27 protein-coding genes are annotated in these 26169 nt (G+C 64.5%); 18 read left to right on the top strand and 9 right to left on the bottom strand.

What is annotated here, in order from left to right:
• The first annotated feature begins 238 nt into the window (after positions 1 to 238).
• The 7 genes from aceE to JHW38_RS14300 all read left to right on the top strand — a co-directional run bounded on the left by aceE (position 239) and on the right by JHW38_RS14300 (position 7863).
• The gene (gene aceE, locus JHW38_RS14330) at positions 239 to 2944 is read left to right on the top strand and encodes a pyruvate dehydrogenase (acetyl-transferring), homodimeric type (RefSeq protein ID WP_207522028.1); all 2706 of its coding nucleotides are present in this window, start codon (positions 239 to 241) and stop codon (positions 2942 to 2944) included.
• A 225-nt stretch (positions 2945 to 3169) separates the two neighbouring features.
• On the top strand, positions 3170 to 4321 hold the full coding sequence (locus tag JHW38_RS14325) for a DUF3800 domain-containing protein (RefSeq protein ID WP_207522027.1): 1152 nt from the start codon (positions 3170 to 3172) through the stop codon (positions 4319 to 4321).
• Positions 4322 to 4373: 52 nt separating this feature from the next.
• On the top strand, positions 4374 to 5558 hold the full coding sequence (locus tag JHW38_RS14320) for an AAA family ATPase (protein ID WP_207522026.1): 1185 nt from the start codon (positions 4374 to 4376) through the stop codon (positions 5556 to 5558).
• A complete protein-coding gene (locus JHW38_RS14315; RefSeq protein WP_207522024.1) occupies positions 5558 to 6193 on the top strand; it encodes a hypothetical protein in 636 nt (211 codons plus the stop codon). Before JHW38_RS14320 ends, JHW38_RS14315 begins: the two co-directional genes overlap by 1 nt.
• A gap of 65 nt (positions 6194 to 6258) precedes the next feature.
• A complete protein-coding gene (locus JHW38_RS14310) occupies positions 6259 to 6606 on the top strand; it encodes a helix-turn-helix transcriptional regulator (protein ID WP_074861577.1) in 348 nt (115 codons plus the stop codon).
• A gap of 77 nt (positions 6607 to 6683) precedes the next feature.
• Positions 6684 to 6842, top strand: a complete 159-nt coding sequence (locus JHW38_RS14305; RefSeq protein WP_207522022.1) for a hypothetical protein — start codon at positions 6684 to 6686, stop codon at positions 6840 to 6842.
• A gap of 733 nt (positions 6843 to 7575) precedes the next feature.
• A complete protein-coding gene (locus JHW38_RS14300; RefSeq protein ID WP_207522020.1) occupies positions 7576 to 7863 on the top strand; it encodes a hypothetical protein in 288 nt (95 codons plus the stop codon).
• Positions 7864 to 7897: 34 nt separating this feature from the next.
• Here JHW38_RS14300 and JHW38_RS14295 read toward each other — a convergent pair whose 3' ends face one another.
• Complete coding sequence (locus JHW38_RS14295) at positions 7898 to 9214, bottom strand: DNA cytosine methyltransferase (protein ID WP_207522018.1); 1317 nt, start codon at positions 9212 to 9214, stop codon at positions 7898 to 7900.
• A 133-nt stretch (positions 9215 to 9347) separates the two neighbouring features.
• Between JHW38_RS14295 and JHW38_RS14290 the strand changes: the two genes are divergently transcribed.
• Together JHW38_RS14290 and JHW38_RS14285 are read left to right on the top strand one after the other, a co-directional pair.
• Entirely contained in the window at positions 9348 to 9803 is a 456-nt protein-coding gene (locus tag JHW38_RS14290) for a very short patch repair endonuclease (RefSeq protein ID WP_207522016.1), read from the top strand.
• On the top strand, positions 9800 to 10612 hold the full coding sequence (locus tag JHW38_RS14285; protein WP_207522011.1) for an endonuclease: 813 nt from the start codon (positions 9800 to 9802) through the stop codon (positions 10610 to 10612). The genes JHW38_RS14290 and JHW38_RS14285 overlap by 4 nt, the downstream gene beginning before the upstream one ends.
• Before the next feature lie 302 nt (positions 10613 to 10914).
• On the opposite strand, the gene JHW38_RS14280 is transcribed toward JHW38_RS14285, so the two are convergent.
• Both JHW38_RS14280 and JHW38_RS14275 read right to left on the bottom strand, forming a co-directional pair.
• Positions 10915 to 12033 (bottom strand): XVIPCD domain-containing protein, encoded by a 1119-nt coding sequence (locus tag JHW38_RS14280; protein ID WP_207522009.1) that lies wholly within the window; start codon positions 12031 to 12033, stop codon positions 10915 to 10917.
• Positions 12030 to 12575, bottom strand: a complete 546-nt coding sequence (locus JHW38_RS14275; RefSeq protein WP_207522008.1) for a hypothetical protein — start codon at positions 12573 to 12575, stop codon at positions 12030 to 12032. The genes JHW38_RS14280 and JHW38_RS14275 overlap by 4 nt, the downstream gene beginning before the upstream one ends.
• Positions 12576 to 13044: 469 nt before the next feature.
• Here JHW38_RS14275 and JHW38_RS14270 point away from each other — a divergent pair, with 469 nt between their 5' ends.
• The 3 genes from JHW38_RS14270 to JHW38_RS14260 all read left to right on the top strand — a co-directional run bounded on the left by JHW38_RS14270 (position 13045) and on the right by JHW38_RS14260 (position 14893).
• Positions 13045 to 13467, top strand: coding sequence for a DUF6869 domain-containing protein (locus tag JHW38_RS14270; protein ID WP_207522007.1), 423 nt, complete (start codon positions 13045 to 13047; stop codon positions 13465 to 13467).
• A gap of 92 nt (positions 13468 to 13559) precedes the next feature.
• Positions 13560 to 14234 (top strand): hypothetical protein, encoded by a 675-nt coding sequence (locus tag JHW38_RS14265; protein ID WP_207522006.1) that lies wholly within the window; start codon positions 13560 to 13562, stop codon positions 14232 to 14234.
• Between the two features lie 179 nt (positions 14235 to 14413).
• Complete coding sequence (locus JHW38_RS14260) at positions 14414 to 14893, top strand: VOC family protein (protein WP_207522005.1); 480 nt, start codon at positions 14414 to 14416, stop codon at positions 14891 to 14893.
• Positions 14894 to 14939: 46 nt separating this feature from the next.
• Here JHW38_RS14260 and JHW38_RS14255 read toward each other — a convergent pair whose 3' ends face one another.
• A complete protein-coding gene (locus tag JHW38_RS14255) occupies positions 14940 to 16592 on the bottom strand; it encodes a glycoside hydrolase family 71/99-like protein (RefSeq protein WP_207522004.1) in 1653 nt (550 codons plus the stop codon).
• Between the two features lie 505 nt (positions 16593 to 17097).
• Between JHW38_RS14255 and JHW38_RS14250 the strand changes: the two genes are divergently transcribed.
• From JHW38_RS14250 to JHW38_RS14235, 4 genes are all read left to right on the top strand, one after another.
• The gene (locus JHW38_RS14250; protein WP_207522003.1) at positions 17098 to 17793 is read left to right on the top strand and encodes a hypothetical protein; all 696 of its coding nucleotides are present in this window, start codon (positions 17098 to 17100) and stop codon (positions 17791 to 17793) included.
• A 201-nt stretch (positions 17794 to 17994) separates the two neighbouring features.
• The gene (locus tag JHW38_RS14245; protein WP_207522002.1) at positions 17995 to 18561 is read left to right on the top strand and encodes a hypothetical protein; all 567 of its coding nucleotides are present in this window, start codon (positions 17995 to 17997) and stop codon (positions 18559 to 18561) included.
• A 100-nt stretch (positions 18562 to 18661) separates the two neighbouring features.
• The gene (locus JHW38_RS14240) at positions 18662 to 18910 is read left to right on the top strand and encodes a hypothetical protein (RefSeq protein WP_207522000.1); all 249 of its coding nucleotides are present in this window, start codon (positions 18662 to 18664) and stop codon (positions 18908 to 18910) included.
• Between the two features lie 296 nt (positions 18911 to 19206).
• Complete coding sequence (locus tag JHW38_RS14235) at positions 19207 to 19893, top strand: hypothetical protein (protein WP_207521998.1); 687 nt, start codon at positions 19207 to 19209, stop codon at positions 19891 to 19893.
• 141 nt (positions 19894 to 20034) lie between these two features.
• On the opposite strand, the gene JHW38_RS14230 is transcribed toward JHW38_RS14235, so the two are convergent.
• The 4 genes from JHW38_RS14230 to JHW38_RS14215 all read right to left on the bottom strand — a co-directional run bounded on the left by JHW38_RS14230 (position 20035) and on the right by JHW38_RS14215 (position 24818).
• Entirely contained in the window at positions 20035 to 21168 is a 1134-nt protein-coding gene (locus JHW38_RS14230; protein WP_207521997.1) for an agmatine deiminase family protein, read from the bottom strand.
• 289 nt (positions 21169 to 21457) lie between these two features.
• Positions 21458 to 22693, bottom strand: coding sequence for a sensor histidine kinase (locus JHW38_RS14225; protein WP_207521995.1), 1236 nt, complete (start codon positions 22691 to 22693; stop codon positions 21458 to 21460).
• A complete protein-coding gene (locus JHW38_RS14220; RefSeq protein ID WP_207521994.1) occupies positions 22677 to 23354 on the bottom strand; it encodes a winged helix-turn-helix domain-containing protein in 678 nt (225 codons plus the stop codon). The genes JHW38_RS14225 and JHW38_RS14220 overlap by 17 nt, the downstream gene beginning before the upstream one ends.
• 84 nt (positions 23355 to 23438) lie before the next feature.
• Positions 23439 to 24818 carry an amidohydrolase family protein gene (locus tag JHW38_RS14215; RefSeq protein WP_207521992.1) on the bottom strand — a complete coding sequence of 460 codons (1380 nt, stop codon included), beginning with the start codon at positions 24816 to 24818 and terminating at the stop codon, positions 23439 to 23441.
• A gap of 190 nt (positions 24819 to 25008) precedes the next feature.
• Here JHW38_RS14215 and JHW38_RS14210 point away from each other — a divergent pair, with 190 nt between their 5' ends.
• Positions 25009 to 25617, top strand: coding sequence for a hypothetical protein (locus tag JHW38_RS14210; RefSeq protein WP_207521991.1), 609 nt, complete (start codon positions 25009 to 25011; stop codon positions 25615 to 25617).
• Positions 25614 to 25853 carry an Imm32 family immunity protein gene (locus JHW38_RS14205; protein ID WP_207521990.1) on the top strand — a complete coding sequence of 80 codons (240 nt, stop codon included), beginning with the start codon at positions 25614 to 25616 and terminating at the stop codon, positions 25851 to 25853. The genes JHW38_RS14210 and JHW38_RS14205 overlap by 4 nt, the downstream gene beginning before the upstream one ends.
• A 110-nt stretch (positions 25854 to 25963) precedes the next feature.
• On the opposite strand, the gene JHW38_RS14200 is transcribed toward JHW38_RS14205, so the two are convergent.
• The gene (locus JHW38_RS14200) at positions 25964 to 26149 is read right to left on the bottom strand and encodes a hypothetical protein (RefSeq protein ID WP_207521989.1); all 186 of its coding nucleotides are present in this window, start codon (positions 26147 to 26149) and stop codon (positions 25964 to 25966) included.
• Between the last annotated feature and the right edge of the window lie 20 nt (positions 26150 to 26169).

Below are 26169 nucleotides of genomic sequence, written 5' to 3'. Positions count from 1 at the left end.
CCATGCGCCCGAAGCGACGCCACGCGCCCCGAGTCGTCGCGCCCATCGCGCCCACGACCACACGCCTGCGTATCCACGCAGCAAGCCTCGCCGGCCACGCTGAACCCCCTAGCCAAAACGGACTATCCCACCCCTCCGACCACCTAAAGCAAGCCGATCCGTCGCCCCCGTTTGTTAGACTCGACGCTCTAATCCGCCCCCACAAACACGAGGCGCGGCCACAGGGGCCGCGAGATCGATGAACCAGCCGCTTGCCAGCTCCCTGCACGACCTGCTGCAGAACGACCCCGACCCGACCGAGACCCAGGAATGGGTCGAATCCGTCCAGGCGGTCATCGCCCGCGACGGCGCCGAACGCGCCCACCAGCTGCTGGAGGGCATGGTCGAAGTGACCCGCCGCGCCGGCGCCCACCTGCCGTTCCAGCCGACCACCGAATACATCAACACCATCCCGCCGCACCTGGAGGCCAAGAGCCCCGGCGACGCCGCGATGGAATGGCGCATCCGCTCGCTGATCCGCTGGAACGCGATGGCGATGGTCGTGCGCGCCAACCGCAAGCCCGGCGACCTCGGCGGCCACATCGCCAGCTTCGCGTCCGCGGCCACGCTGTACGACGTCGGCTTCAACCACTTCTGGCGCGCCCCCTCGGCCGACCACCCGGGCGACCTCATCGGCATCCAGGGCCACAGCTCGCCGGGCATCTACGCGCGCTCGTTCCTCGAAGGCCGCATCAGCGAATCGCAGATCGACAACTTCCGCATGGAAGTCGACGGTCGCGGCGTCAGCTCGTACCCGCACCCGTGGCTGATGCCGGATTACTGGCAGATCCCGACCGTGTCGATGGGCCTGGGCCCGATCAGCGCGATCTACCAGGCGCGCAACTGGAAATACCTCGAAGGCCGCGGCCTGATGCCGAAGTCCGACCGCAAGGTGTGGGCCTTCCTCGGCGACGGCGAGACGGACGAACCCGAATCGCTCGGCGCGATCTCGGTCGCCGGCCGCGAAGGCCTCGACAACCTCATCTTCGTCATCAACTGCAACCTGCAGCGCCTCGACGGCCCGGTGCGCGGCAACGGCAAGATCATCCAGGAACTGGAAGGCCAGTTCCGCGGCGCCGGCTGGAACGTCATCAAGACCGTGTGGGGCAGCTACTGGGATCCGCTCCTGGCGCGCGACACCACCGGCAAGCTGCGCCAGCTGATGATGGAAACTGTCGACGGCGAATACCAGAACTGCAAGGCCTTCGGCGGCAAGTACACCCGCGACAACTTCTTCGGCAAGTACCCGGAAACCGCCGCGCTGGTGGCCAACCTGTCCGACGAGGACATCTGGCGCCTCAACCGCGGCGGCCACGACCCGCACAAGGTCTACGCCGCGTACCACGAAGCCGTGAACACCAAGGGCATGCCGACCGTGATCCTGGCCAAGACGGTCAAGGGCTACGGCATGGGCGCATCGGGCGAATCGCTGAACCCGACCCACGGCACCAAGAAGATGGACGACGAAGCCGTCCGCCTGTTCCGCGACCGCTTCAACATCCCGGTCAGCGACGAACAGCTCAAAGACGGCGCCGTGCCGTTCTTCCACCCCGGCGACAAGTCGCCGGAGATCGAATACATGCACGAGCGCCGCAAGGCGCTGGGCGGCTACCTGCCGCAGCGCCGCCGCAAGGCCAGCACCTCGCTCGACGTGCCGAAGCTCGAAACCTACGACCGCCTGCTCAAGAGCACCGGCGAGCGCGAGATCAGCACCACCATGTCGTTCGTGCAGGCGCTGAACATCGCGCTGCGCGACAAGCAGGTCGGCCCGCGCCTGGTGCCCATCGTCGCCGACGAAGCCCGCACCTTCGGCATGGAAGGCCTGTTCCGCCAGCTCGGCATCTACGCCCCGCACGGCCAGAAATACAAGCCGGTCGACCGCGACCAGCTGATGTACTACCGCGAAGACACCACCGGCCAGGTGCTGGAAGAAGGCATCACCGAAGCCGGCGCGTTCGCGTCCTGGCTCGCCGCCGCCACCAGCTACAGCACCAACGACCTGCAGATGCTGCCGCTGTACATCTATTACTCGATGTTCGGCTTCCAGCGCATCGGCGACAGCGCCTGGCAGGCCGCCGACATGCGCGCGCGCGGCTTCCTGCTCGGCGCCACCGCCGGCCGCACCACCTTGAACGGCGAAGGCCTGCAGCACGAAGACGGCCACAGCATGGTCCAGGCCGGCCTGATCCCGAACTGCCGCAGCTACGACCCCACCTTCAGCTACGAAGTCGTGACCCTGTTCCAGCACGGCATGCAGCGCATGCTGACCGAACAGCAGGATGAGTACTGGTACCTCACCCTGATGAACGAAAATTACCCGCACCCGGACATGCCCGAAGGCGCCGCCGACGGCATCATCAAGGGCATGTACCTGCTGAAGGACGCCGGCAAGCCGAAGAAGGGCGAACTGCGCGTGCAGCTGATGGGCAGCGGCACGATCCTGCGCGAAGCCATCGCCGCGGCCGAGTTGCTGGACAAGGACTTCGGCGTCACCGCCGACATCTGGTCCTGCCCGAGCTTCAACGAACTCGCGCGCGACGCGACCGACTGCGAGCGCTTCAACCGCTTCAACCCGGAAGCGAAGACCCCGCGCAAGCCGTACATCACCGAGCTGCTGGAAGGGCGTCAGGGGCCGGCGATCGCCGCGACCGACTACATCCGCGTGTATCCGGAGCAGGTGCGCGCTTACGTGCCGATGCGCTACACCGTGCTGGGTACGGATGGGTTCGGGCGGTCGGATACGCGCGCGAACCTGCGGCGTCACTTCGAGGTCGATCGGTACTACATCGCCCATGCGGCCATTGCGGCGCTGGCGGCGGAAGGGAAGATGACCGGGAAGGATGTGGCGAGGGCTATCAAGCAGTACAAGATTGATGTGGAGAAGCCGAATCCGTTGGGGGTTTGAAGTCCTGGGGTTCACGAAAAGGCGGCCAAATGGCCGCCTTTTTTGTTTTTGTAGTTGAGGTCATGGCCGAGGCAACGTTCGTTTAGCGTTTTTTATTCATCTGAGGCGTGGGTATTACCAATCCTATTCCGCATGCGGTTCGAATGGCCGCTGCGTTGCGTCAGTGCTCGTATCCGGTTGTATATTCGTGCGTAGCCTCTACCTGCAGGGAGCGCGGAGCTGCCAATGAATTCACTCAATATTTTTGTAGACGAATACGGTGATCCTAGCCTGGAAGTGAATAAGGATGGGGTTTCTGGCGTTTACATAATATGTGCCGTATGCCTCTTGAGTGAGCAGTTGGATGCTGCGAAAGATCTTGCCGAGAAATGCAGGTTAGATTTTTTTCAGGCTGGTGAAATGAAGTCGAGCTCAATCGGGCCAAATGATGGCCGCCGGCTGGCGTTGTTGAACAGGCTTTCGAAAATGGAATTTTTCGTTATCGCTTTTTGCGCAAATAAGGCGCAGGCCAGTAAGGCTTCGGGGCTTAAGTTCAAGAAAACATTTCTAAAATTCTTCGCTCGGAAAATGTATGAGCGAATATTCAGGTATACCTCTAATTTGAATGTCGTGCTGGACAAGCATGGGGGGGCGGGGTTTCAAAGGGAGTTCGGTGCCTATCTAGAGAAAAGGTTTCCTGTCGATTTGTTTGGACGGGCTGATTTTTCTTTCTCGGATAGCAAAGGCGACGTTCTATTGCAGGTGGCGGATATTTATGCTGGAAGCTTGGCTAGGATATACGACGTAAAGAAAGTTTCGCCTCGCTGCGATGAGTTGAGAAGTTCTCTGAAGGAACGAGTCTCTTTGACAATGTGGCCTGAAGGGACGGAGCCCTTGATAGCTAATGTCTACGATAATGGCGGGTCTGATGAACTGATCAGGCGTTTCTGCGTTTCCGCTGTAGAAAGTTACATCGCGATGAACTCCCAGCAGCCCTACGATGTGGATAACGAGGCTCGCTTAGTTTTTTTGCAGACGCTCTTATCCGCCCACGCTTGGGGAGGGGAGAGTGAATATATTTCGACTGGAGCCTTAAGGCGAGAAATAAGTCGATGCTTAGGCTCGCCCATTAGTGAGCACAAATTCAGGTCGTCTGTCGTAGCGAAGTTGAGGGATTCAGATGTGGTGATAGCCAGTTGCTCAAAGGGCTACAAGATTCCCTCTTGCTACGAAGATATACGTGACTACGCTCAATTCGCGAATACGATCTTGCCCCCTATGGTTTCTAGGGTGGAACGGGCAAGTCGAAATGTTCGAGAGGCGACGATGGGGAAAGTAAACGTTCTTGAAGAGCCCGGGCTTTCGGCTTTGAAGAAACTTGTCGAGGCTTTGCGATGATGCGCTTTCACTGCGATATTGATTGGGTCTGCCTTCTGCTTGGAGCGTACTGATGAGCAGCAGTCCTATGGTGATTGTGAGCTATCGCGAAGCTTCTCGTCGTACGTGGTTGCGTAAGGCTGGGGGGCTCACAGTCTTTCTAGGAGAGAACGGGGCCGGTAAAAGTCGCCTTCTTTCTGAAATCGCCATTGACTCGGTTAAAAAAGGGGGCGCAACAATCGTTGTCGCTAATACACCGTATGATCGATTCAAGAAGCATGGAAGCTCTATGAAGAGGCTTCTTGCCCGCAAAGGTTCTACGGTGCCGGAAAAGGCGCTAAAGAACGCTATATCAAATGGCGTTAGCGGGGATGAAATATCTTTGAAGCGCGTGTCGCGCGTGCTTCAGCACTGCGGCTATCAGCCGGATGTTGGTGTGCAAATTAAGGTGACGACAGGGAAGCGTCGAACAAGAGCAGAAATGAGTGTGTTAGATGAATTGACCGATGTCGATAAAAAAGAGGTCCTTTCAGTCTGCGAAGTATTACTGCGCGGTGATATCTCTGATCAAATATTTTGGTTTGATTTCGATAGTGTTCACTTGAGGTATTCCTATAGAGAAGTGCTGCCTAAAGTACTTCGCTGGGAACTGCTGTTAAAGAGGATGAAGATCATATCCGGCGTCAAGCTCCATCTCATGAAGGGCCGGTTGCCAATTTCTCTTTCAGAAGCCAGCTCCGGGGAGTTGAGTTTGATCGCGACTATGGCGTTCATAGCAACGACCATCGAGCAAGGTGCATGCGTAATCATTGACGAACCTGAAAACAGCCTTCACCCGAGGTGGCAGCGAGAATATCTGGGAATTTTATTGGAGGTTCTGAAGTATAGGCAAGCTAATATTTTTATTGCTACTCACTCTCCTTTAGTTATATCTGAGCTTGATGGGGGTGATCTTGAAGGCGTTAATATCCGCACGATTATTATTTCAAGCGACGTCGATCGAAATAGAATAAATGCGCCAAACAGTGTGGAAGGGATTTTAGTAGAGGCTTTTAGGACGGTGGCGCCAGAAAATCACTACCTAAGCAGACTTCTCGCCGATCTTTTAAATCTAGTAGATAGCGATCCAGCAAATCTATCCTCGGTAAAGTCTAGGCTGGATGAGCTGCGTGACGGTATGCCGGATCAGAAGCAGGTGGAGGTAATTGCCGCTGTAGAGGAAATGGCAGAAAAAATTGCGGGCGGCGATCATAAATAATGCCACACTATTCTGATTTTATTTTGACAGAGGCGGACCAGGCAGTTATAGCTGGAGTTACCGATGGCAACGGGGTCGTGAACTGGAATAGCGAGAATCTCGGCGACATTAAGAGGAGGGTTAAGGAGTTTAATCTTAAACTACAGGCTAATGCTTGTTGTTATTGCAGGCGATCTTTGCATGGCGAGTTTTCTATGGTCATTGATGTGGAGCATATTCTGCCTCAGTGTACTTTCAAGGGCTTCGTCTTCCTAAACGTAAATCTCAGTGCCTCGTGTAAGAGATGCAATATGAAGGTCAAGCGAGCTAGGTGGGATTTTGTGTGGGGTCTTTCAGCGGAAGATGTCATACACGCCGTTGAGGAATCTGGCACCTATGAGATCATTCACCCAAATTTGGATCGCTACTCTGAGCATTTAGAAAGGCTCCATCTTGCGGTGAATGACGGGGCTCTGGTCAAATATTCTGTTTATAAAGATTCGCCTAAGGGGCACAAAACTTATAATTTCTTTAGGCTTTATGAGCTGGAAGTCGATTCTCTTGATAAAGCTCAAGGCCTGGACGTTAGAGACGAGGGAGGCTGGGTAGGCAAAGTGCAGGAACTGCTGGGGACGTCGAAGCCGCTCATTAGTTGATGACTAGACATGTAGTTACGTTTAACGTAATTTACGCTCCTAAGGTTTGAAGCCATCCTTTGCGCATGGCCCAGACCGAAGTAGACGCCCGCTCCATCTTTGCGCAGCGGCTGAAAGCAGCCAGGGAAGATGCCGGGCTCACTCAGAAGGAGCTGGGCATGTCTGTGGGTTTGCCGCAAGAAACGGCCGCGGTCCGCATCAACCGCTACGAAAAGGGCGTCCACGACGCCGATCTGGCCACCGCGCGCCGCATCGCGCAGTCGCTGGGCGTCCCGCTCGCCTTCCTCTACGCCGACACCGACGTGCTGGCCGAGGCCATCCTGACCCTGGGTCTGCTGTCCAAGTCCGAGCAGCGCAAGGCCGTGGCCGACCTCAAGGCCCGGCTGGCGCAGGCGGGCGGGGCGGGCGATTAGGGCCCGTCGCGCGTTCGCGGCGATGCGATCGTGCCTCGCGCGTAGACTCCGCCGATTGCCCTGAGACGGAGCCGGCGATGACGCCACTGCACTATCACGCGGGCCCGCCGGTTCGGCTGGGCGACCGCGTCCGCTGGGGCGACGAGGGGCAGGGGACCGTCGTGGTCATGATCGCCGAGCAGACCGCGCTGCCCGGTTATGTCGCCGCGGAGTGGGACTATCTGGCCCACAGCTGAATGATCTCGGTCGATGCGGTCGGGCTGTTTCATTACGACGCTGAGGGGCTGCTGCACGACGCCAACCTGGTGTTGCTCGCTCGGGCCTGAGCCGCCGCCTGCGCTGGGTTGGGCTGTCGTCTGCCCGGTTCGCTCCTTTCGTCCTCTGTGATTGTTGCGAGCGGGCTTTAGCCAATGGCTCAAGGGCCGTTCGCGCTGGCTGGCCCCGGACCGGACGAGCGTTGGGGCCGACCCCTAACTCGTGAGTGCACAGCGGCCACCTCGCTGTCGATCTCGCGAGGGGCGGATCAGCGTCCCGGAAAGCCGCCCGAAGACTCGAGCGACCCGAATAAGCGCTCGCTAGCCCGAAATTTGCTCACGCGAGTCCGAATTTGCTTCACGCGAGTCCGAAATTTGCTCATGCGCGAGCAAATTTTCTTCACGCGAGTCCGAAATTTCCTCGCGCGAGTCCGGATTTGCTTCATGCGAGCCCCAAATTTCTCGGTGCGAGTCCCTATTTGCTCGACGCAAGGACAAAATTTGCTCACGCGAGTACAAAAAAGCTCTATCGATGGAGCTCTCACGGCTTCCGAAGCAGCTTAGAGGGACGTCGATAAAGCTTTTTGCTGCATTGAAGTCACTCCCAGGCCGTTCCGTCTCGCAACAGCTAGAGAAATCAACGCCCGACGCGGATCCTCCCACCCATCAACAGCAGACGATTCTCCTGTGTGCCTTTATTGGGCATCATTTGCTGATGCGCTACTGGTGGGTCAATCAGAAACAGACGTACGGGCACGAAGTGCCCGGCGGGTACCTGTGGTCGCCGAAACGCAAGAGCAACGGCCACCGCAACCCCTTCTATGAGTACATGCGGGAGGTGGCGCCCGGCGATGTGGTGTTCTCGTTCGCCGACGGTGGGGTGAAGGCCATCGGCCTGATTGCCTCGCACGCGTACGAAGCGCCGAAGCCGCACGAGTTCGGAGCGGGGACGATCCAGAGTCCTAGAGCGTGCCGAAGCTTGAGCGGCTTCGACGGATCATAGAAAAAGGCGGCCTAGGCCGCCTTTTCTATGGGCTTCAGAGCGGTATGGCGTTCTGCGCCGGGTCGATGTCCCGCTGTCTGCGCTTCTTCGCCCCGCTTTTCCGGTCGCGTTGGCTGATCGGATTCGGAATGCCCCAGTACTCGGCCGCCTCGGAAATGCTGACCTTCAGCAGGGCCGGCGTTTCCAGTTTGATCGTCTTGGTCGGTCGCTTGGGCTTGGCGCCCATCGCCTCGATCACCTGGCCGGCTACGGCCCGCGCCAGCGGCGGCGGGACGGAATTGCCGATCTGGCGGGCGCCGTGCCACTTGGTGACGTTGAATCGGAACCAGTCGGGGAAGCCGTGCAAACGGGCCATTTCCCGGACCGTGATGCAGCGGTTCCACTTGTAATGGATCGGCCGCGGGCTGGTGAACGCGCCACGGGCCGAATCGGTGCCGGCCCGCAAGGTGTTGGAGACGCCGTCGGGCGGAAGCTTGAAGAAGCGCGATATCGGCTCGACGTCGCCGGGTTCGGTGGCGGCGAAGCGCGAGCGCGAAATCTCGGTGTGCTCCGAGCGGGCGCTGGAGGTGAGCAGGTCGGGCTCCCAGCTGCGCTTGTAGCCGTAGCCCCAGCCTTGCGGGGTTTCGCACCGCAGCAGCTTGGCGTACTCGCTGGGGCGGCCGAACTTCTTGACCCGCACTTCGTCGCCGTGGGTCAAGGCCGCGTAGCGCTCGGCATCGGGCAGGTCGCTCAGAGCGTCCTGGCAGGTCGGCGAGCTGGGGAGCTCGCTGTCGTAACCGGGCTTCGCGGTCTTCTTGGCAGGGTACTCGGGGAGCTTGAGGCCTTTCTTCGCGCCCAGCAGGAACAGGCGCTGGCGATCCTGGGGGACGCCGTACTCGCAGGCGTTCAGCACCTTCCACTGTTCGACCACGCCGTAACCGGCGGCGCCGAATTCCTGAATGATCTCGTCGAGGAACTTGCGGTGCTTGCCGACGGTAAGCCCCTTCACGTTCTCGAACACGAAATAGTCCGAGTCCAGCTCGCGCACGATGCGGACGAAGTCCTTCACCAGCGAATTGCGGGGGTCGTCCAAGGCGCGCTGGCCGATCATCGAGAAGCCCTGGCAGGGCGCCCCGCCGAAGACCACGTCGACCTTCTGTTTGCCGATTCCGGCGGCAGCGCGGATGGCTTTGCCGGTCAGTTCGGTCACGGAGCGCGGGATCACCGCGCAGTCCGGGAAGTTGTATTTGTGGGCGGCCGCGTGGACCGGGTCGATCTCGACTGCGGCCACCACGTCGAAGCCGGCCTGCTCGAAGCCGAGGCTGAGGCCGCCGGCTCCGGCGAAGAGGTCGATTCCAATGGGTCTTGTCATGAGGAGAGTATAGGTGCTCGGTCCCGCGAAAGCGATCGGATTTAGCCGATTCGAGAGGTAGGAAACCTCGTTCGCGACGACCGGGTATGATCGCCTTCGGCGTCTCAGATCCTGCGATTGCGAGGAGCGGGCCGTGGACAGGTTGACTCCCGAACGCAGAAGCTGGTTGATGTCGCGGATTCGCGGCTCGAACACCAAGCCCGAGATCGCGGTTCGGTCTTTGCTGCACCGCTTGGGGTATCGGTTCCGTCTGCATCGTCGCGACCTGCCGGGAACGCCCGACATCGCGCTGCCTGGACGGTCGACGGTCGTCTTCGTTCACGGTTGCTTTTGGCACGGGCATGCGTGCAAGCGCAGCAAGATGCCCAAGACCCGCCAGGACTATTGGGTGGAGAAGATCGAAGGGAACCGCCGACGCGACGCTCGGAAGCGGCGCGCGTTGAAGGCCTTGGGATGGCAGGTCGTCGTAGTTTGGGAATGCGAGCTTAGAAATCCGGTCAAGCTGGCCGAAAAACTGAATCGCGCTCTGGGCGGCCCTGGTTCGCCGTCCGCAGAGCCGAAAAGAGAAGGGCTACGGAAGATGCCATGAGCAAAAAAGAGAAGAAGCCGAACAGGTACGCCGAGATCGTCGCGGAGATCTTCCGGCAGCGTTACGAAGTCGGCGCAAAAATCGTTCCGTTCGTCCGCGATGAGTTCATCAAAATCGCGGAAGAAAAAGGCATCGAAGTTCCCCTGAACCTCGGGGATGCGGTCTATTCGTTCAAGTATCGGGTGGCGCTGCCCGCTTCCATTGCCGACACGGCTCCGGACGGGCTCGAGTGGATCATCGCGGGGGCCGGACGCTCCAAGTACGAGTTCCGCTTGGTGAGACCCCTGTCCATCGCGCCCAGCGAGAACCGGATGGTGGTGAAAATTCCCGACGCTACGCCCGAAATCATCGGCGCCTACGCGTTGGGCGACGAGCAGGCGTTGCTTGCGAAAGTCCGCTACAACCGTTTGATCGACATCTTTCTGGGCATCACCGCATCTTCCTTGCAGAACCACCTGCGCACTACGGTAAAAGACATCGGGCAGATCGAAATCGACGAGCTTTATGTCGGCCTTGATCGGCACGGTTGCCACTACGTGGTTCCTGTGCAGGCCAAGGGCGGCAAGGACAAGCACGGCATTCAGCAGACCGAGCAGGATATGGCTTGCTGCAAAGAAAAATTCCCGAAGTTGCGCTGTAGGCCGGTATCCGCGCAGTTCATCACCAGCAGCAAGATCGCGATGTTCGAGCTGGGAATGCAGGACGACGAGATTCGCGTGGTTTCGGAGGAGCACTACGAACTGGTTCCTGCATCCAGCATTACCGGTGCGGATTTGGATCTGTACAGGAGCAGAAGGAAGGACTGGTGATCGTCGGTGGTTAGTCAGGCTTGCCCTAGCCGTATCTGCAAACAGCCGCGGTCCGCATCGACCGCTACGAAAAGGGCGTCCACGACGCCGATCTGGCCACCGCGCGCCGCATCGCGCAGTCGCTGGGCGTCCTGCTCGCTTTCCCCTACGCCGACATAAACGTGCTGGCCGAGGTCATCCTGACCCTGGGCTGCTGTCCAAGTCCGAACAGCAAGGCCGCGGCCGTCCTCAAGGCCCGGCTGGCGCTGGCGGGTAGGGCGGGCGAACCGGCCGGGAAGTCTTAGCCTTGCCGGAGGCGGGGGCTAGCGGGTTACTGGCCGATCGGGTGTAGGCATGGGGTGCGTCAGGGATTGATCCACGGAGGCGATGATTGCCTCCATCGCACGCAGCGAATCGCTCAGCGGAACCGACGACGCGATTTGCGTCTCGACGTGCGAGCGTCTCTGGGCCGGGTCGTCCAGGCGGCCCTCTACGGCGATGACGTTCCGGCCGATTTCGCCGTTGGCGTGCTGGCTCAACAGCACATGATCGATCCGGCCCAGGCCGTCGCGCGCGGCTTGGGCGGACAGGCAGCCTGCGATGCAATCCAGCGCTGGGTCGCTGGGCTTCAGCCCATGCTGGGCGAATGCTTCCTGCGTCTTCTCGCGCGTGTTACGCCAAAGCGCGTCTTCGGGATTCGCACTGCCGTGATCGTTGCGTTGCGGCTGCTTCGGTTCACCGTCGTTTCTTGGCGCGGATGGCTGCGCATCGATCTTAGGCCGCAGCACGCGTTCGAAGTCTCGCAGGTAGGCGTCGCGATGGGTCAGCACCCCGTTGCCGTCCTGATCGGTCAACGATCCGCCGAGGGTGTATCGCGTATCGGCTACCTTACTGGCGATGGCTGAGACGACCTGCTTGTCGTTCAACTCGCCGGCGTTCCATTCGCGGTACAGCTTGGCCAGCTCGATACCATGCAGATACCCGATGGAATCGAAGGGCGCTTCTTTCGAAAACTCCGGCGTGTCCTTCAAATCTTTGAAGATCGGGAACGCATTGAAGATAGCGGTGGCTTCGATCTCGCTTCGGTACTGCACGTACTCATCGCGGGAGCCGCCAGCCGGGAAGGGGCGGGTGGTGTTGTCTTTGTCGTGCCCGATTTCATGGGCCAGCATTCCGAACATATGGCGCTGCGGCCACGGGTTCGTGCCGTACTGGCGCAAGGCAGTCCATTCGCTCTCGTTCACTACGATCGCCGGCGGCAAGCTGGGACGATAGAGCGGCTTGGACTGGCTGGGGTCGGTCTGGATCGTGCCGCCCTTCTCGAAGAAGGCGGCGAAGTCGGCTGTCGCGTTGGGCGAATCGAGTATCCAGCCGCGAATGTGCTCCGGCATGGCCTGGAAGCTGCGGTTGGTTTCGAGGAAATCCTTTTCCGTTTGGCTCATCGGTCTGGCTCGATATGGATGTAGGAAACGCACTTTTCGTCGGGCGTGGTGCTGAAGCTCACCATCACTCCGTTTTGGATCGCGTCGTAAGTCTGTGCGCCGGGCGCCCGCTCTTTGGAGTGCGGCTTGGCTTGAGTGAGCTGAAGCGCGCGTGCGGTTGGGAAGCATGGCTCAGCCGCTACCGCCATCGACATGAAGTCGGCGGGGGCGGGCTCCAGCCAGAACATCGAAAGCACGTGCCGGTCTTGCAGCGTCTTGGGCTGGTTGTCGATGCGTTTTGAGTCTGCGCTCGCAATGTTGTACAGCTTCATCATCGCGGATCGAATGCTGTTTCTGCCTTCGATTCCGGTAAGCGGCGCGGTCAGCAATCGCTCGATCGTAGGGGCCCGATCCGCTTCCGATTTGGTCTTGGCGGTGGACGCGCAGCCGAACGCGGACGAGAGGACGAGCAGGGAGGCGATACTCCAGGTTGCGGTCTTCCTTTGGCTCGTGATCTGCGGAGCCTCGGACTCGGTGCGGCCGGTGCCGGTCGTTGACCTCATGTATTCAGATCCTATGTGAGTCCGCGGCCGAATTACGCAACGATCATAGCTCCGATTATGGGCAGTGGTGCTTATGCCCACGGCGTATGCGGAGCGGTAACAGCGTTGAGTTGGATATGGGCACCGAATCCGTGGCAGCCAAGCGCACGCCGCTTACCTAAGACCTCGTGCCGGCCGTCGCTCCGGTGCAGTGTGTTCGGAAAGTGCGTCAGCGCGTAAAGGGAGGCGAAGTCGAGCCCCGCAACCAGGACCATTCGAACGTGGCCACCCGCGACAGGGCTTGATTCCAGCCCGAAGCACCGTATGATCTGCGCCATCTCATCGCGCCGCAACGGCGCCGCAGGCTCTTACGCCTGCTCTCTCGCTCCACCCCCGAAGACAGCCCGCTCCATCGTCCTCTCGCGACGATGGCCAGGCGGCGCGCAGCTTTCCGTCGATTTTCCCAGCCCGCGGCCATGCCGCCTGATTCATGCACACCAAACCTACGCTCGATGCTTGGGTAGACGCTTTTATAGAAATTAATACGCTGCCCGAACGCGCAGACATCGGCTCCGATCACCCTTTGTGGTGGGCCGATGAGCTCACTATTTTCCCGCTCAAGCTCGTCGATTTCGAGACGATGTGGCAGTTCGTGATGGCCGTGCTCGCCCGAAAGCCGCCCAGGCATGTACTTGGCTATCTTGCGGCGGGAGCGCTGGAAGACATGATCGCCGACTTCGGCGATTACTTTATCGAGCGGATCGAGGACACGGCCCGGCGCGATCCGGAGTTCCGGGATCTGCTGCATGGCGTGTGGAAGAACAAAACGCCGGACGCGCTGTGGGAGCGGGTGAAGGCGGCTCGCGGGCCCGAGCCTGAATGTGGCGATGGGCTCGACGTCCGGCCCGACTAGTGCGCCGTAGCCTCCCGGCGCGGGGACTGTCTTGCCTTTGTCATGCCTGTCGCATCGAATCCGCGCAACGGTCAGTCGCCGGGAGATGAGACATGGCATCGATCCTTAATCCGGTCGTGGGGCGAATCCTGCTTGTACGGAGGACGGCGGCCCGCTATCTGGCGGTCCTGTTTTGCGCGGCGGTCGTCTGCTTGCCAGCCGCCGCCGCGCAACCTTCCCCCTGGCGCACCCTCAGCAACGAAAACGGCCTCCACCTCGAAGCCCGCCGCATCGCCGGCGAGCGCTTCGACGAGCTGCGCGTCACCACGTCGCTGAAGGCCTCGCCGGACACCGTCGCGGACTATCTGCTCGGCAAGTACCTCGACGCGAAGAACAAGAACATCCGCCGCCGTTTCATCCAGCGCGGGCCGGAGGTGGCGGTGTGGGCGGATGTGCTCAGCACGCCGGTGGCGGCGGATCGTTGTTATTCGATGCGCTTCGAGCGCAAGGACTTGGGCGACGGTGCGGTCCGGGTGAAGTTCGCGTCGCTGGACGAGGCCGCGGCGGGGCCGACGCCGGATTGCATCGCGCTGCGGTCGCGCGGGGAGTGGCTGATGACGCCGACGGCCGAGGGGACGCGGTTGGTGTATGCGTCGTTGACCGATATCGGCGGCAACACGCCGGCGTTCGTGGTCAAGGGGTCGCTGTCGTCCGCGGCGGTCTCCAGCGTGCGCAAGGTGGTCGCCGGGGCGTCGGGGCTGGCGTTGCCGCGCGGGTTGGGCGATTGAGCGGGGCGGGTCGGCCGATAGTGCGGCGGGTCGGGGTGGCGGCGCCTGTTTAGCGAGGCGATTCGATGCCTGCGCGCCGCGGAAAGCCGGTCCGCGCGCAACGCGCCGCCGGGCCGCTGCTACCATCGGGGGTTCGCGCGACGCGAACCGTGTTTCTTTCCTGCGACAGGAGAACGACGATGATCCCGAAGAACACCATCTGCCTGTGGTACGACGGCACCGCTCTGGAAGCCGCCGAGTTCTATGCGAAGACATTTCCGGACAGTAAGGTCACCGCGGTGCACACCGCGCCGGGCGATTATCCCGACGGCAAGCAGGGCAATGTGTTGACGGTGGAGTTCACGGTCGCGGGCATTCCGTGCCTGGGCTTGAACGGCGGGCCGGCGTTCAAGCAGACCGAGGCGTTTTCGTTCCAGATCGCGACCGACGATCAGGCCGAGACCGATCGCTTGTGGGATGCGATCGTCGGCAACGACGGCAAGGAAAGCGCCTGCGGTTGGTGCAAGGACAAGTGGGGCGTGTCGTGGCAGATCACGCCGCGCGCGCTGACCGATGCGTTCCACGATCCCGACCGCGCCGCGGCCAAGCGCGCGTTCGACGCGATGATGGAGATGGGCAAGATCGATATCGCCAAGATCGAGGCGGCGCGGCGCGGGTAAGGCGCCGCGTTCGCGGGTCGGCGGGCGGCGCGGTGCGCGGCCCGCGTCAGGCGATGGTCAGGTCGAACAGTTCCCAGCCGCCGACCTGGGTCGCGGTGGGGATCAGCGCGCCCTTGGCTTCGTTCGTCGCCGTTACGTAGCGGTCGTTGGCGCGCGCGCGCAGCGCCGCTATGCCTCCGGGCCGCATCTCGATGCGGAAGCGCTCGCGGGTGCCGACGGTGTCGCGGTTGGCGATCAGCGCATTGCCCTGCGCTACGTCGACGGTTACGAACTTCGCGTTGGCATGCGACAGCAGCGCCACGTCGCCGCCGCCGGCGTCGACCATGTCGAAGCGCTCCCACGGGCCGATGGCTTCGCGGTTCGCAATCAGCGGTGCGCTGCCGCCGCTTTCGGCAGCGACGTAGCGGTTGTTTACGCGCGAGCGCAGGCTAAGCACCGTCGCCACGCCGGCATCGCTGCCGATCGTCGGCGCGGTCGGCCGCACCGGCGTCAACGGGCGCGCGCCCTTGAGCATGCGACCGCCGTCGCCGGTCAGGCGCAGGTAGTAGTCGGACGAACACGCGATGCCGTCTTCGTTCAAGGCGGCGAAGTTGAAGTTGGCCGGCACGTCGTTCTGCGTTTCGGCGGTCTTGGCGATCTGGTTGCCTTCGTTGTATTCGTCGAACATCGAGATATAGAAGCCAGCGACGCCCAACCCCGCGAGGTTGTAGAACTGGCGCCACATCAGGTTGCCGTGCGCGCGTTGGCCGAGCGCGAGGTCGCCCGGAAGAACGCAGGGCTGGTAGTCGATGCCGCGCGCGTCGCAGTAGTTCTTGTCGGCGATATTGACCGACTGGAAGAACGCATCGGCCTCGGGAATCTTGCCGATGACGCCGATCATCCACGGCGACAGCATGTCGAACTGATGGAACACGTCGAGGAAGCCGGGACGCACCGAGTCGCCGGTGCGCCAGCGCGTCGGCACGCCGCCGATGACGTAGCAGCCTTGCGCCTTGAACCACGCGACCACGTCGGCGCATTCGGCGGCGCCGAACGGGCGGCCAGGGTCGTCGAAGCCGAAGCCCCAAATGCAGACGACAGGCTTGCCGTTCTGGCGTGCGTACGCGGGCGAGGCCGTCAGCGCGGACATCTTGTCGCGCCAGTCGGCGGTGATCTGGCCGTGCATCTGGGTCCAGCCGGTCACGTCGTACATGATGTAGAACTTGCGCTGGTAGCGCTCCGCGGCCTGGCGCACTTTCGCGGCCATCGCGTCGCGCGTGGGGCCTTCGCCGCCGAAGGGGTTGAAGCGTTGCAGCGCGGCGGTGTCGATGCCGTATTGCTGCATCCAGCGGAAGTGGGTGTCGACGGTGTCCTGATCGTAGTGGGAGAACAGGCGTGCGGGTTGGCCGTTGCGCAGCGGCGCGAAGTTGGTCTGGTAGCTGCGCGCGTACTCGCGCATGTCCGGCCAGGATTTGATCGCGTTGTTGTTCGGATCCGGCGCGCGGCCCCAGTCGTGGGCCCAGTGCCACCAGCCGTTGATCGGGGCGCCGTCGCCGGGCGCGGCGAACCAGCCTTGGTAGCCGACGGTGACTTTGCCGACGACGTCGCCGGGGCCGCTGGCGGTTTGGATGCGCGCGGCGGCGAGCGCGCGGGCGAGCGGCGAGGCGGCGACGGCGCCGGCGGCGCTGCCGAGCAGGAAGGTGCGGCGGGTGAGGCTCATCGGTTTGGCTCCAGGGCGAGGCGGGCGGGTGCGCGGCCGTGCGTGCGGGCGCGCGCGCGGCGGCCCGGTCCTTCCTGGTCGTCGCATTGGGGCGCCGCGTGAAAGTGCGCGTCAATGCGCCATCCGGGTTAGGGCCGTGCGTGCGTCTCGTTCGATGTGTGCGGCGTGGAGCGATTTGCCGCGTCGCTGCGGCTGAACAGCGCGGCGCCCGCGCTCGCTTCGACGGCGGCGCGCACGCGGCGTTGCGCATTCGCATCATCGGCGGCGAGAACGGAAGTCGAATACGTCGACGCGCGTCCGCCGCGCGCCGCGCAAGCCATCGCAGTTCCATCGATTTGTTCCCGGGATCGGCCTGACTCATCCGGCGCGCTGGCCCGGAATCGTCCCGGCAACGTCCTCGTTTTCGCGCGGTCGGCCGTGGCCCTCTGTCGGCACCGCATCGGTTCCCGATCGCGGTGCTCAACCAATCGCATCCAACCGCATTCTCATCGCAGAGGACATCCGCATGAACCAGATGAATCGCATCGCGCTCGCCCTGGCGCTCGCCGCCGGTTTCAGCTCGTCGGCGTGGGCCGCCAATCCGATGGACAGGGTGGGCGTCGAACACAACGCGTACCTGAGTTGCCTGATGGCCGACGAAGGCAAGATTCCGTCGCTGCAGCGTCTGATCGACCGCTGCGGTTATCGCCCCGAAAGCAAGCCGGAAGAATTCGTCCGCGCCTACGAGCCGTTCATGCCGAAGGACGCCAAGTCGACCTACGCCGAGCGGCTGGCGCCGTATCGCGCGAACTTCAGCGAGGCCGAGTACGCCTTCGTCGAACGCATCGACGCGGCGCTGTCGACCCAGGCGAAATCGCCGGAGGAGCTCGACAAGGCGCTCGACAAGCTGGAAGCGCAGGCGCTGGCGCAGCTGGGCGACAAGAGCACCGGCGCGCGCGCGATCCTCGCGTCGCTGAGCACCGCGCGCCATTCGCTGGCGTTCTGGACGCCGTATTACTCGGAGCGCGAATCCGGCGAAGTCGCCGCGCGCTGGCCGCGGTGGCTGAAGGTGGTGGTGCGCGTGGTCGCGAGCGTGGCCGCCGATGCGGCGACCGCGGCGGCGGTGGCGTCGATCGGCGCGGCGCCGGCGGCCGGCCCGGCGGCGGGCGTGGCCTCGGGCATCGTGGCCGCCGCGTTGCTGGATTGGCAGAACGCGGAGTGATCGAGCCAGGCGATTCGCCGCGCGCGCCGACGGCGACGCGCAGGGACGCGCCGGCCGGGCGGGTCGGTGGTTCGCGGCGATGAGCCGGCGCCCGCCGCGGCACCCGAGGCCGCGGCGGGCGTTTTCGTGGGCGGTGGCCCCCGCCACGCGCCGCCGACGTTAGACGGTGACGGCATTCCGCCGCGCACAGGGGCCCCCACGATGGACGCTTACGGCAATCTCACCAGCATCGACGAATTTTCCGGCAACAAACGCATCCGGCTGATCTCGTACCTCGACCCGGACGTGGCGCTGGGCGTGTTCCCGCCGACGGCGGATTCGTCCGGCTGGTCGGTGGCCGCCGTGCACCGCCTGTCGGCCGGCAGCCCGGGGCAGACCGCGATGCGGGTGAATGCGCTCGGGCCCAACGTCTTCAGCCTGGCCTGGGACGGCGACACCAGCCAATACCTGTCGTGGGAGGGCACGGCCAGCGATCAGCTGGTGCTGGAGCAACTGAGCCAGCCGCAGGACGGCGACCGCATCGATCCGCCGGAGTTCGCGCTGGATTTCGTCGAGCAGTGCTGGTTCGCGCTCAACGATCCGTATCACGGCGCGGTGTTGGACATCAGCGAGTCGGGCACCGCCGAGGGCAACCCGGTGATCTCGTTTTCGTGGAACGGCGGCGCGAACCAGATCTGGCGGGCGCAGTGGCTCGACCACCCGGCCGCCGCCGAGCGCGTCGACGCCGGCGGGCAGCAGTTGCAGCAAGTGCAGCAGACCTCGCGCTGAATGCGGATCTGCCAACCGGCGACGTGCCCTCGCGCGCCGGTGGGGCTAAGCTGATCGCCGCCGCGGCGCAAGGCCGCGGCGGACCCTAGCGGAGCCGGTCATGGCCACGATGCGTTATCACGATGGGCAGGACGTGCAGTTGGGCGACATCGCCCGTTTCGGCAGCGAGGACACCTGCCGGGTGGTGGTGCTGATCGATCAGCAGATCGCGCTGGAGGGGTATATCGCCGATGAGTGGGCCTACCTCGGCGGTGGTTGCGTTCTGCTCACCGGCGCGTCGGGGCTGGTGCATTACCCGGCCGATGCGCTCGGCGACGATGCCGACGTGAGCTTGCTCGAGCGCGCCTGATCCGCCGAGGCGGGCGCATGCGTTTCCCGCTGCGTTTTCGCCGCGCGGTGCGCGTCCGCCATCGGTCACGTCTGAACATTGACGAGCGCTAAGAACGATCCAGGAAGCGCATCACGGCGTTGCCGTTTCGTTCCCCGAATCGTCCGCATTCGTTCTGCGTTGCATCCCCGAAACGTCCCCGATCGTTCCTCGCCAGCGCCGCGGCGGCGTGGCAACTGTGGTGTCGCCGAGGCGGCGCGTCCGTGCCGGGCTGCGGCGACTACACGATAACGACAACCATCACAGAGGACGTTTTCATGAGCAAACTGCATCGGATCGGCGTTTCCACCGCGTTCGCCCTGGTGGCGGGCCTTGGGTTCAGCGGGTCGGCGCTGGCCGGCAATCCGCTGGACAACGTGGGCGTCGAGCACAACGCCTACCTGGGCTGCCTGATGGCCGACGGGTCGCAGCCGCCGTCGCTGGAATTGCTGGTGACGCGCTGCGGCTACCGTCCGCAGGGGACGGTGGCGGATTTCGTCAGGACCTATCAGCCGTACATGCCGACCAATCCGAACCTGAGCTACAGCCAGCGCATCGCGCCGTACGCCTCGCAGTTCACGCCGGCCGAGTACGCCTTCGTCAAGCGCATCGAAGCCGCGCTGTCGCCGCAGGCGCAGTCGCCGGAGGAGATCGACCGCGCGCTGGCGGCGCTGGAAACGCAGGCGCTGGCGCAGCTGGGCGACAAGTCGCCGGGCGCGCGCGGGATTCTGGCGTCGCTGAGCACCGCGCGGCATTCGTTGCAGTTCTGGACGCCGTACTACATCGACCGGTTGGAGGATTCGCACGCGAAGCTGCCGAAGTGGCTGCGCGTGGTGATCAAGGTGGTGGCCACGGTGGCGACCGATGCGGCGACCGGCGCGATTCTGGGGTCGAACCCGGTGACCGCGGTGGCGGCGGGGCCGGCGGCGGGGGCGGCTTCGGGGATCGTGGCTGGGGCGTTGTAAGTCGCGCTGCCGGCGCGGCGGCAGGCTCGCTTTTGGGGCGGGCCTGCCGTTCGCGCGGGGGGAGGTTCGTCGTAGGCGTGGTGGCGCGGTCGCGGCTTGCGCCGCTCCTACAGGTAGGGGCCGGTTTGCGTTGCGATGGGGTTAGAGGGTGGCGGGTTGTTGCTGGGTGACGCAGTGGACCATGCCGCCGTTGCGGTAGAGGTTGCGCACGTCGATGGCGACGACGGTGCGGCCCGGGAAGGCCTTTTGCAGGATCGCCTGGGCCTTGGCGTCGTTCGGGTCGTTGTAGGCCGGCATCAGCACCACGCTGTTGCCGACGTAGAAGTTCACGTACGAACCCTGGTAGCCCAGCTCGTAGCCGTAGGTGGTGACCACGTCGTTGGCGGTCAGCGGCAGCTGCACCAGCTTGTAGGGCTTGCCGTCGACGTCGCTCGCCGTGTGCACGCGCTCAATATCGGCCGACGACAGGCCCCAGCTGCGCAGATCGGCGCGGCTCATGGTGACCAGGGTGTCGGGCAGGCCGAAGCGGGCGAAGCCGTCGACGTGCATGTCGGTGATGTCTTCCTTGCCGCCGTCCTTGCCGTCGAGCCAGATGAACTTGCGGATGCCGAGCTGGTCGCTCAGCACTTCTTCGAGTTCGGCTTCGCTGAGGTCGGCGTTGCGGTTGGGTTCGCGGGTCGAGCTGCGGGTGGCGATCAGGGTGCCGCGGCCGTCGACTTCGATCGCGCCGCCTTCCAGGATGACGTCGTTCAAGTCGGTGCGCGGCAGGCCGAGTTGCTTGGCGACCGCGGCCGGCACGGTGTCGTCCTTGCGGTACGGCGCGTCCAGGCCCCAGCCGTTGAAGCCCCAGTCGCCGATGGTCAGGCGGTCGTTGCGGTCGTAGACGAACAGCGGGCCGTTGTCGCGCACCCACACGTCGTCGGTCGGGCGGATCAGGAAGCCGACGTTGTTCAGCGCCACGCCGGCGGCGCTCAGCAGTTTGCGCACGCGCGCCTGCTCGGTGGCGTCGTAGACGACGATGTTGACGCGCTCGCTGGCGACCAGGGCGCGGGTCATCGCGACCCAGGTCGGGTCGAGGCGGTCGCGGTAGGCGCGGCCGTAGGTGTAGGCGTGCGGCCATTGCAGCCAGGTGGCGTCGTGGCGCGCGGTCTCGTCGGGCATGTAGCCGGACTGGGCGCGGGCGACGCTGGGTTGGGTCAGGCCGGCGGCCAGCAGCACGCCGGCAGCGACGGCGAGCCAGGCGGGGCGGGCGGCGGGGAGGTTCGGGGTGGGCATGGCGGCGGGCCTGTGGGTTGGGCGACGGGGCGCACGTTACGCAGCGAACCTGATATCCAGCTGATACCGGTCCGGCTGCGGTGCAACCCGTTCAGACAAGGCGGCCGACGGGCCGAAAACCCTTGCTGGGCAACGTCGTTGCGGCGAAGGCCGGAACCGGCCGGTATCGCCCAACCCACCCTCTGCTATTCCGGCGAGTGCCGGAACCGACCCGTATCGTTCGACCCACCTGCCGCCATTGCGGCGAACGCCGGAACCCGTTTTGAGTTCGCCCGGTTTCGCTTTGCGGTCAGGCGCGCAAAACCAACTCGACCCGCGCGCCGCCGCCGGGCCGGTTCGACAAGCGCAACTCGCCGCCATGCAGTTGCGCGATGTGCTGCACGATCGACAGCCCCAAGCCGCTGCCCGGGCTGCCCGGCCCGGACACGAACGGCTCGCGCATGCGCGCGAGCGATTCGTCGGGAAACCCCGGGCCGCGATCTTCGACGATCACCTTGCCGGGTTCGACGGTGACCACGACCGGCGCGGCGTCGGCCGTCTTCGCCGCATGCACCAGCGCGTTCTCGATCAGGTTGCGTACCGCGGTCTGTACCAGCCGCACGTCGGCGTCGATCACCGATTCGACCGCGTGGAACTCGACGGCTTCGTCTTCGGGAACTACTGCTTCCACCAACAGATCCAGCCGCACCGGTTCTTTCGTTGCCGGCGCCGCTGCTGCATCCAGGCGCGCCAGCAGCAACAACTTGTCGACCAACCCAGCCGTCTGCCCCGCCACGCGTTCGACCTTGCCGAGTACCTGCTCGGCCGGCTCGCGCCCGTCGTGCGCGGTCTCGCACAGCGCCTGCAAGCGCGCGACCGGCGTGCGCAGCTCGTGCGCGGCCGCGGCGAGGAAACGCTCCTGCTGTTCGAACGAAGCGATCGCCGGCCGCAAGGAACGCCGCGACAGCCAGTGGCCGACCAGGATGCCGAACAGCGCGAAACCCAACGCGAGCGCCAACGTCCGCCGCACGAAGGCCGCCTGCGTCGCGTCGTGCGCGGCGCGATTGGCCAGCACCACGATCGTCGCCACCGGACGGTCCTGGTCGTCGTAGGTTTCCTTGCTGACCAACAAATAGGGAATGCCCTGCACGTCGCGGCCTTCGAGCGTCGCTTCCGGCCCGCCGCGCAGCGCCGGCGCGAAAACTTCCATGGCATCGAGGAACTCGAAGCGCGAGCGCTCGGGCCTCAGCAGGAACTTCGGATGGCCGTAGCCGATCACCCAGATATCGGCATCGCCGTCGAGCAATCCCGGCTCCTTGCGCGCTTGTTCGGCGTGGAAGCGCCCCTGCGCGTCGAACCACGTCAGCCCGTACACCGCGGTGGCGCGCAGGCGCAGGCTGGAGACCAAGTCCAATTGCGTCAGCTGCGCATGGGTCAGGATCGCCACTGCGCACAACGCGCCGACGCACAGCAGCCACGCCGCGGTCCAGATCGCGGTCAGTCGCAGATGCAGCCGCCGCAGCACGCGGTCACGCGCGCGCGGCATCGGGCGCCTCCAGCCGATAGCCCGACCCGCGCACCGTGCGCAGCAGCGCCGGCTCGCCGAGCTTGCGGCGCAAGGTGGCGATCAGCACTTCCTCGGCGTTCGACGCCGGCTGCTGCTCCTCGCCCCAGCACGCGGCCAGGATGTCTTGGCGCGACACCGCTTGCCCCGCACGTTCGGCCAACAACTGCAACAGCGCGAATTCCTTCGGCCGCAGCGGCAGCGCGACGCCGGCGCGGCGCGCCTCGCGCCGGCCCAGGTCGACTTCCAGATCGGCGACGCGGATCGTGCTCGGCACGATCGCCCCGCCGCGCCGGCCGATGGCGCCGATGCGCGCGACCAGCTCGTCCATCGAAAACGGTTTGACCAGATAGTCGTCTGCGCCGCCGGCGAAACCGTCGATGCGGTCGGCGACCGCATCGCGCGCGGTCAGGAACAGCGCTGGCGTCGCGATGCCGCGCGCGCGCCACGCTTGCAACGCGCCCAGCGAATCGCCGTCGGGCAGGGTGCGGTCGAGCACGAACGCGCCGTAGGCGTACGACTGCACGAACGACTCGGCCTCGGCGAGGTCGCCGGCTTCGTCGACCGCGTGCCCGCTGGCGCGCAGGCGCCCGGCGACGGCTTCGCGCAGGTCGGTTTGGTCTTCTAGCAGGAGCAGGCGCATGGGGCGGAGCTTACCGCCGCCGATGCCCGGCGAGGATGAACTCGTGTCGCACGATTCGCCGCCGTCGCCAAATCGCGGACCGCTTCAGCCGTCGCCGACGCGCGCGGCCTCGGCATAGTCCGCCGCGACTTTTTCGCTCAGTTCGCGCAACTGCGCCCGCGAGTACCAGCGCCCCTGCGCCATCACGCCGAGCGGCCGTTCCAGCGTGCCCAGGCCGTCGAGCGGATTGGCCCAGGTCAGCACCACGTCGGCGCGATAGCCCGCGAGCACCTGTCCGAAGCGCGCGCCGCCCGGCCGGTGGCGCGCGATGAACTCGCCCGGCGTGCGCGTGGCCGCACTTAGCGCCCGGTAGCGGCTCACGCCGGCGGCTTCCAGCGCCGCCAGCTGCGCGTGCACCGCGGCGCCGGGAAACAGGCCGGGCACCACCGGCGCGTCGGTGCCGATCACCAACGGCAGATCCGCCGCCGCCGCGGCGCGCACGAACGCTTGCAGATAGGCCAGCCGCGGCGCCAGCGTGCCGCTGCGCTTGGCGTAGGCATCGCCGCGGCTGCGCCATTCCATGCGTTCGGCCGGCGCCAGCCAGCGCGCCTGGGGCTGGGCGAGATAGGTTGCGGTCGCGCCGCGTTTTCCCCATTGCGCGGCGACGGCGGCATACGTGGCGAGGTCGGCGGTCGCATACGTGCGATGACGTTTCAGCAGCGCGATCGCCTCGTCGATGCGGCTTGGGTCGGGCACCGCCAGCCCATCGTCCGCGCCGGGAGCGAAGAACAGGCTGTAGAAGAATTCCTCGGCGTGCGCCACCAAGATTTGGCCCGCTTCGATCTGGCGGCGCAAACCCACCGCGGCGACGCCATGCCCGATCACCGGCAGCCCGCCCTCATTGGCGGCCTGGATGAAGGCGTCGAACGTCGCCGCGTCGAGATCGTTGTAGACCTTGATGAAATCGAACCCGTTGGCCTGCGCCAGTTCGGCCACCGCGCGCGCCTGCGCGGCGCCGCGCACCGCCAGATGGCCGTAGCGCGGCGAGCCGTCGACCATGAACGCCGCATACACCTTCGGCCCCGGCACCTCGCCGCGGTCGATGGCCGCGCGCGTCTTCACCGCGAACGCGGTCGGCGCTTCGCCCATGTGCAGCAGCGTGGTGACGCCGTTGGCGAGATAGACCGCCATGTCTTCGCGGCTGTCCGAATGCGTGTGCATGTCGGCCAGCCCCGGCGACAACCAGGCCTTGCCTTCGCCGTCGATCACGCGCGCGCCCGCGGGCACGGCCACGCGCGGCCCGATCGCCTGGATGCGGCCGTCGGCGACGAGCACCGTCTGGTTGCGCAGCACGCGTTCGCGGTCCATCGGCACGACGTTGACGCGGACGAATGCGACGACGGAGTCGGCGGCGATGGCCGGTACCGCGGCCGTCAGCGTCAGCAAGCTCAGCAAAGCGACGCGCAACAGTTGGGACAAGGACATGGTCGGTCGGCTCGAAGACGGGGCGATGTCGCAAGGCGTTGGATTCGCGTGGGCTGCGGGCTTCGGCCCGCGGCTGACGCACGGATGAGCTTACTGCCGCGGCTGAGCTCGGGCGCACGCGGCCGGTATCATCCCGATTCCGCAGCGCCGGCGGCTGGCACCGACGCGAAACGCCGAAAGGAGCGTTCACATGACGACCCGGCAGGAAGCCTGCGACTTGGTCTTGGCGAGGTTCGCCGACGAACCCGGCGCCATCAGCGAGTGTCGGCTCGATCCGCGCGGCCAGTACTGGGTGATCCACGCCAATTCGTACGAATACGTGGTGAATGGCCGCTGGGACCGTTGCCTGGTCGGCGTCGGCGCGTATCTGGTGAACATCGCTACCGGGCGCCTCACCGCGACGCCCAGTTACGAAACCTGGGAACAAAGCATCCGCGACCTCTACGACCTGGACGACGCGGCCGGCGGCCACTACGTGCTGCGGCCGAGTTACGAACCCGGCGACAAGCGCGCCATCGTCCATCTGCACCAACGCCTGTCCTGCTCGCTGGTCGAGGCGCGCTGGCTGTTGAACGAACCCAACCGCGACTGGCTCACCGGCAACGGCCGCACGCTGCGTAACGCCCGCGACAGCCTCGCCAAGCATGGGCTCGAGACGCAGGTCGTGGTGCAGGACGATCCGCGACAGGCTGTGTTGCTGCCTTCGCCTTTCCACTTCCTGGAAGATCTGCTGAAGCTCCTGCGCGAGCGCGCCCTCGTGCGCACCGGGCCGGAACAGCCACAGAGCGATCCGCCATGAACATCAGCGGCTACAGCACCGAAGAAACCGAGTCGCGCCTGTTGGCGATGGCCGAAGTCACCTTGATCGCCACCCCCGCCGAACTGCGCCGGATCGCCGCGTTCCTCGCCTCCGCCGCCGACGAAATGCAGCGCAGGGGCCCGGACTACGGCCACGAACACCTGTGCGACCGCCAGCCGGGCTTCGACGATTCGTCGCAACTCGTCGTCTTCAACGCCGATCTGCTGGCCCGATAGGCCGCAGCAAGGCCGTGCCGGCGAACCCGTCGATGCGGTCGGCGACCGCATCGCGCGCGGTCAGGAACAACGCCGGCGTAGCGATGCCGCGTGCGCGCCAGGCTTGCAGCTCACCCAGCGAATCGCCGTCGGGGCAGGGTGCGGTCGAACACGAACGCGCCGTACGCGTACGACTGCACGAACGACTCGGCCTCTGCGAGGTCGCAGGCTTCGTCCACCGCATGCCCGCTGGCGCGCAGGCGCCCGGCGACGGCTTCGCGCAGGTCGGTCTGGTCTTCTAGCAGGAGGAGGCGCATGGGGCGGAGCTTACCGCCGG

The sequence above is a fragment of the Lysobacter enzymogenes genome (genome assembly GCF_017355525.1).
Taxonomy (GTDB): Bacteria; Pseudomonadota; Gammaproteobacteria; order Xanthomonadales; family Xanthomonadaceae; genus Lysobacter; species Lysobacter enzymogenes_C.
The sequence above is the reverse complement of the archived record's forward strand: the minus strand, read 5'-3'. Positions and strand labels throughout refer to the sequence as shown.

Excerpts from the sequence above, each read along its gene's own strand:
- JHW38_RS14310 (WP_074861577.1), top strand. The coding sequence starts at position 6,259 with ATGGCCCAGACCGAAGTAGACGCCCGCTCCATCTTTGCGCAGCGGCTG.
- JHW38_RS14305 (WP_207522022.1), top strand. The coding sequence starts at position 6,684 with ATGACGCCACTGCACTATCACGCGGGCCCGCCGGTTCGGCTGGGCGAC.
- JHW38_RS14245 (WP_207522002.1), top strand. The coding sequence starts at position 17,995 with ATGGACGCTTACGGCAATCTCACCAGCATCGACGAATTTTCCGGCAAC.
- JHW38_RS14295 (WP_207522018.1), bottom strand. The coding sequence starts at position 9,214 with ATGACAAGACCCATTGGAATCGACCTCTTCGCCGGAGCCGGCGGCCTC.
- JHW38_RS14230 (WP_207521997.1), bottom strand. The coding sequence starts at position 21,168 with ATGCCCACCCCGAACCTCCCCGCCGCCCGCCCCGCCTGGCTCGCCGTC.
- aceE (WP_207522028.1), top strand. The coding sequence starts at position 239 with ATGAACCAGCCGCTTGCCAGCTCCCTGCACGACCTGCTGCAGAACGAC.
- JHW38_RS14325 (WP_207522027.1), top strand. The coding sequence starts at position 3,170 with ATGAATTCACTCAATATTTTTGTAGACGAATACGGTGATCCTAGCCTG.
- JHW38_RS14315 (WP_207522024.1), top strand. The coding sequence starts at position 5,558 with ATGCCACACTATTCTGATTTTATTTTGACAGAGGCGGACCAGGCAGTT.
- JHW38_RS14205 (WP_207521990.1), top strand. The coding sequence starts at position 25,614 with ATGAACATCAGCGGCTACAGCACCGAAGAAACCGAGTCGCGCCTGTTG.
- JHW38_RS14265 (WP_207522006.1), top strand. The coding sequence starts at position 13,560 with ATGGCATCGATCCTTAATCCGGTCGTGGGGCGAATCCTGCTTGTACGG.
- JHW38_RS14200 (WP_207521989.1), bottom strand. The coding sequence starts at position 26,149 with ATGCGCCTCCTCCTGCTAGAAGACCAGACCGACCTGCGCGAAGCCGTC.
- JHW38_RS14220 (WP_207521994.1), bottom strand. The coding sequence starts at position 23,354 with ATGCGCCTGCTCCTGCTAGAAGACCAAACCGACCTGCGCGAAGCCGTC.
- JHW38_RS14215 (WP_207521992.1), bottom strand. The coding sequence starts at position 24,818 with ATGTCCTTGTCCCAACTGTTGCGCGTCGCTTTGCTGAGCTTGCTGACG.
- JHW38_RS14275 (WP_207522008.1), bottom strand. The coding sequence starts at position 12,575 with ATGAGGTCAACGACCGGCACCGGCCGCACCGAGTCCGAGGCTCCGCAG.
- JHW38_RS14270 (WP_207522007.1), top strand. The coding sequence starts at position 13,045 with ATGCACACCAAACCTACGCTCGATGCTTGGGTAGACGCTTTTATAGAA.
- JHW38_RS14320 (WP_207522026.1), top strand. The coding sequence starts at position 4,374 with ATGAGCAGCAGTCCTATGGTGATTGTGAGCTATCGCGAAGCTTCTCGT.
- JHW38_RS14225 (WP_207521995.1), bottom strand. The coding sequence starts at position 22,693 with ATGCCGCGCGCGCGTGACCGCGTGCTGCGGCGGCTGCATCTGCGACTG.
- JHW38_RS14280 (WP_207522009.1), bottom strand. The coding sequence starts at position 12,033 with ATGAGCCAAACGGAAAAGGATTTCCTCGAAACCAACCGCAGCTTCCAG.
- JHW38_RS14285 (WP_207522011.1), top strand. The coding sequence starts at position 9,800 with ATGAGCAAAAAAGAGAAGAAGCCGAACAGGTACGCCGAGATCGTCGCG.
- JHW38_RS14250 (WP_207522003.1), top strand. The coding sequence starts at position 17,098 with ATGAACCAGATGAATCGCATCGCGCTCGCCCTGGCGCTCGCCGCCGGT.
- JHW38_RS14260 (WP_207522005.1), top strand. The coding sequence starts at position 14,414 with ATGATCCCGAAGAACACCATCTGCCTGTGGTACGACGGCACCGCTCTG.
- JHW38_RS14240 (WP_207522000.1), top strand. The coding sequence starts at position 18,662 with ATGGCCACGATGCGTTATCACGATGGGCAGGACGTGCAGTTGGGCGAC.
- JHW38_RS14235 (WP_207521998.1), top strand. The coding sequence starts at position 19,207 with ATGAGCAAACTGCATCGGATCGGCGTTTCCACCGCGTTCGCCCTGGTG.
- JHW38_RS14210 (WP_207521991.1), top strand. The coding sequence starts at position 25,009 with ATGACGACCCGGCAGGAAGCCTGCGACTTGGTCTTGGCGAGGTTCGCC.
- JHW38_RS14255 (WP_207522004.1), bottom strand. The coding sequence starts at position 16,592 with ATGAGCCTCACCCGCCGCACCTTCCTGCTCGGCAGCGCCGCCGGCGCC.
- JHW38_RS14300 (WP_207522020.1), top strand. The coding sequence starts at position 7,576 with ATGCGCTACTGGTGGGTCAATCAGAAACAGACGTACGGGCACGAAGTG.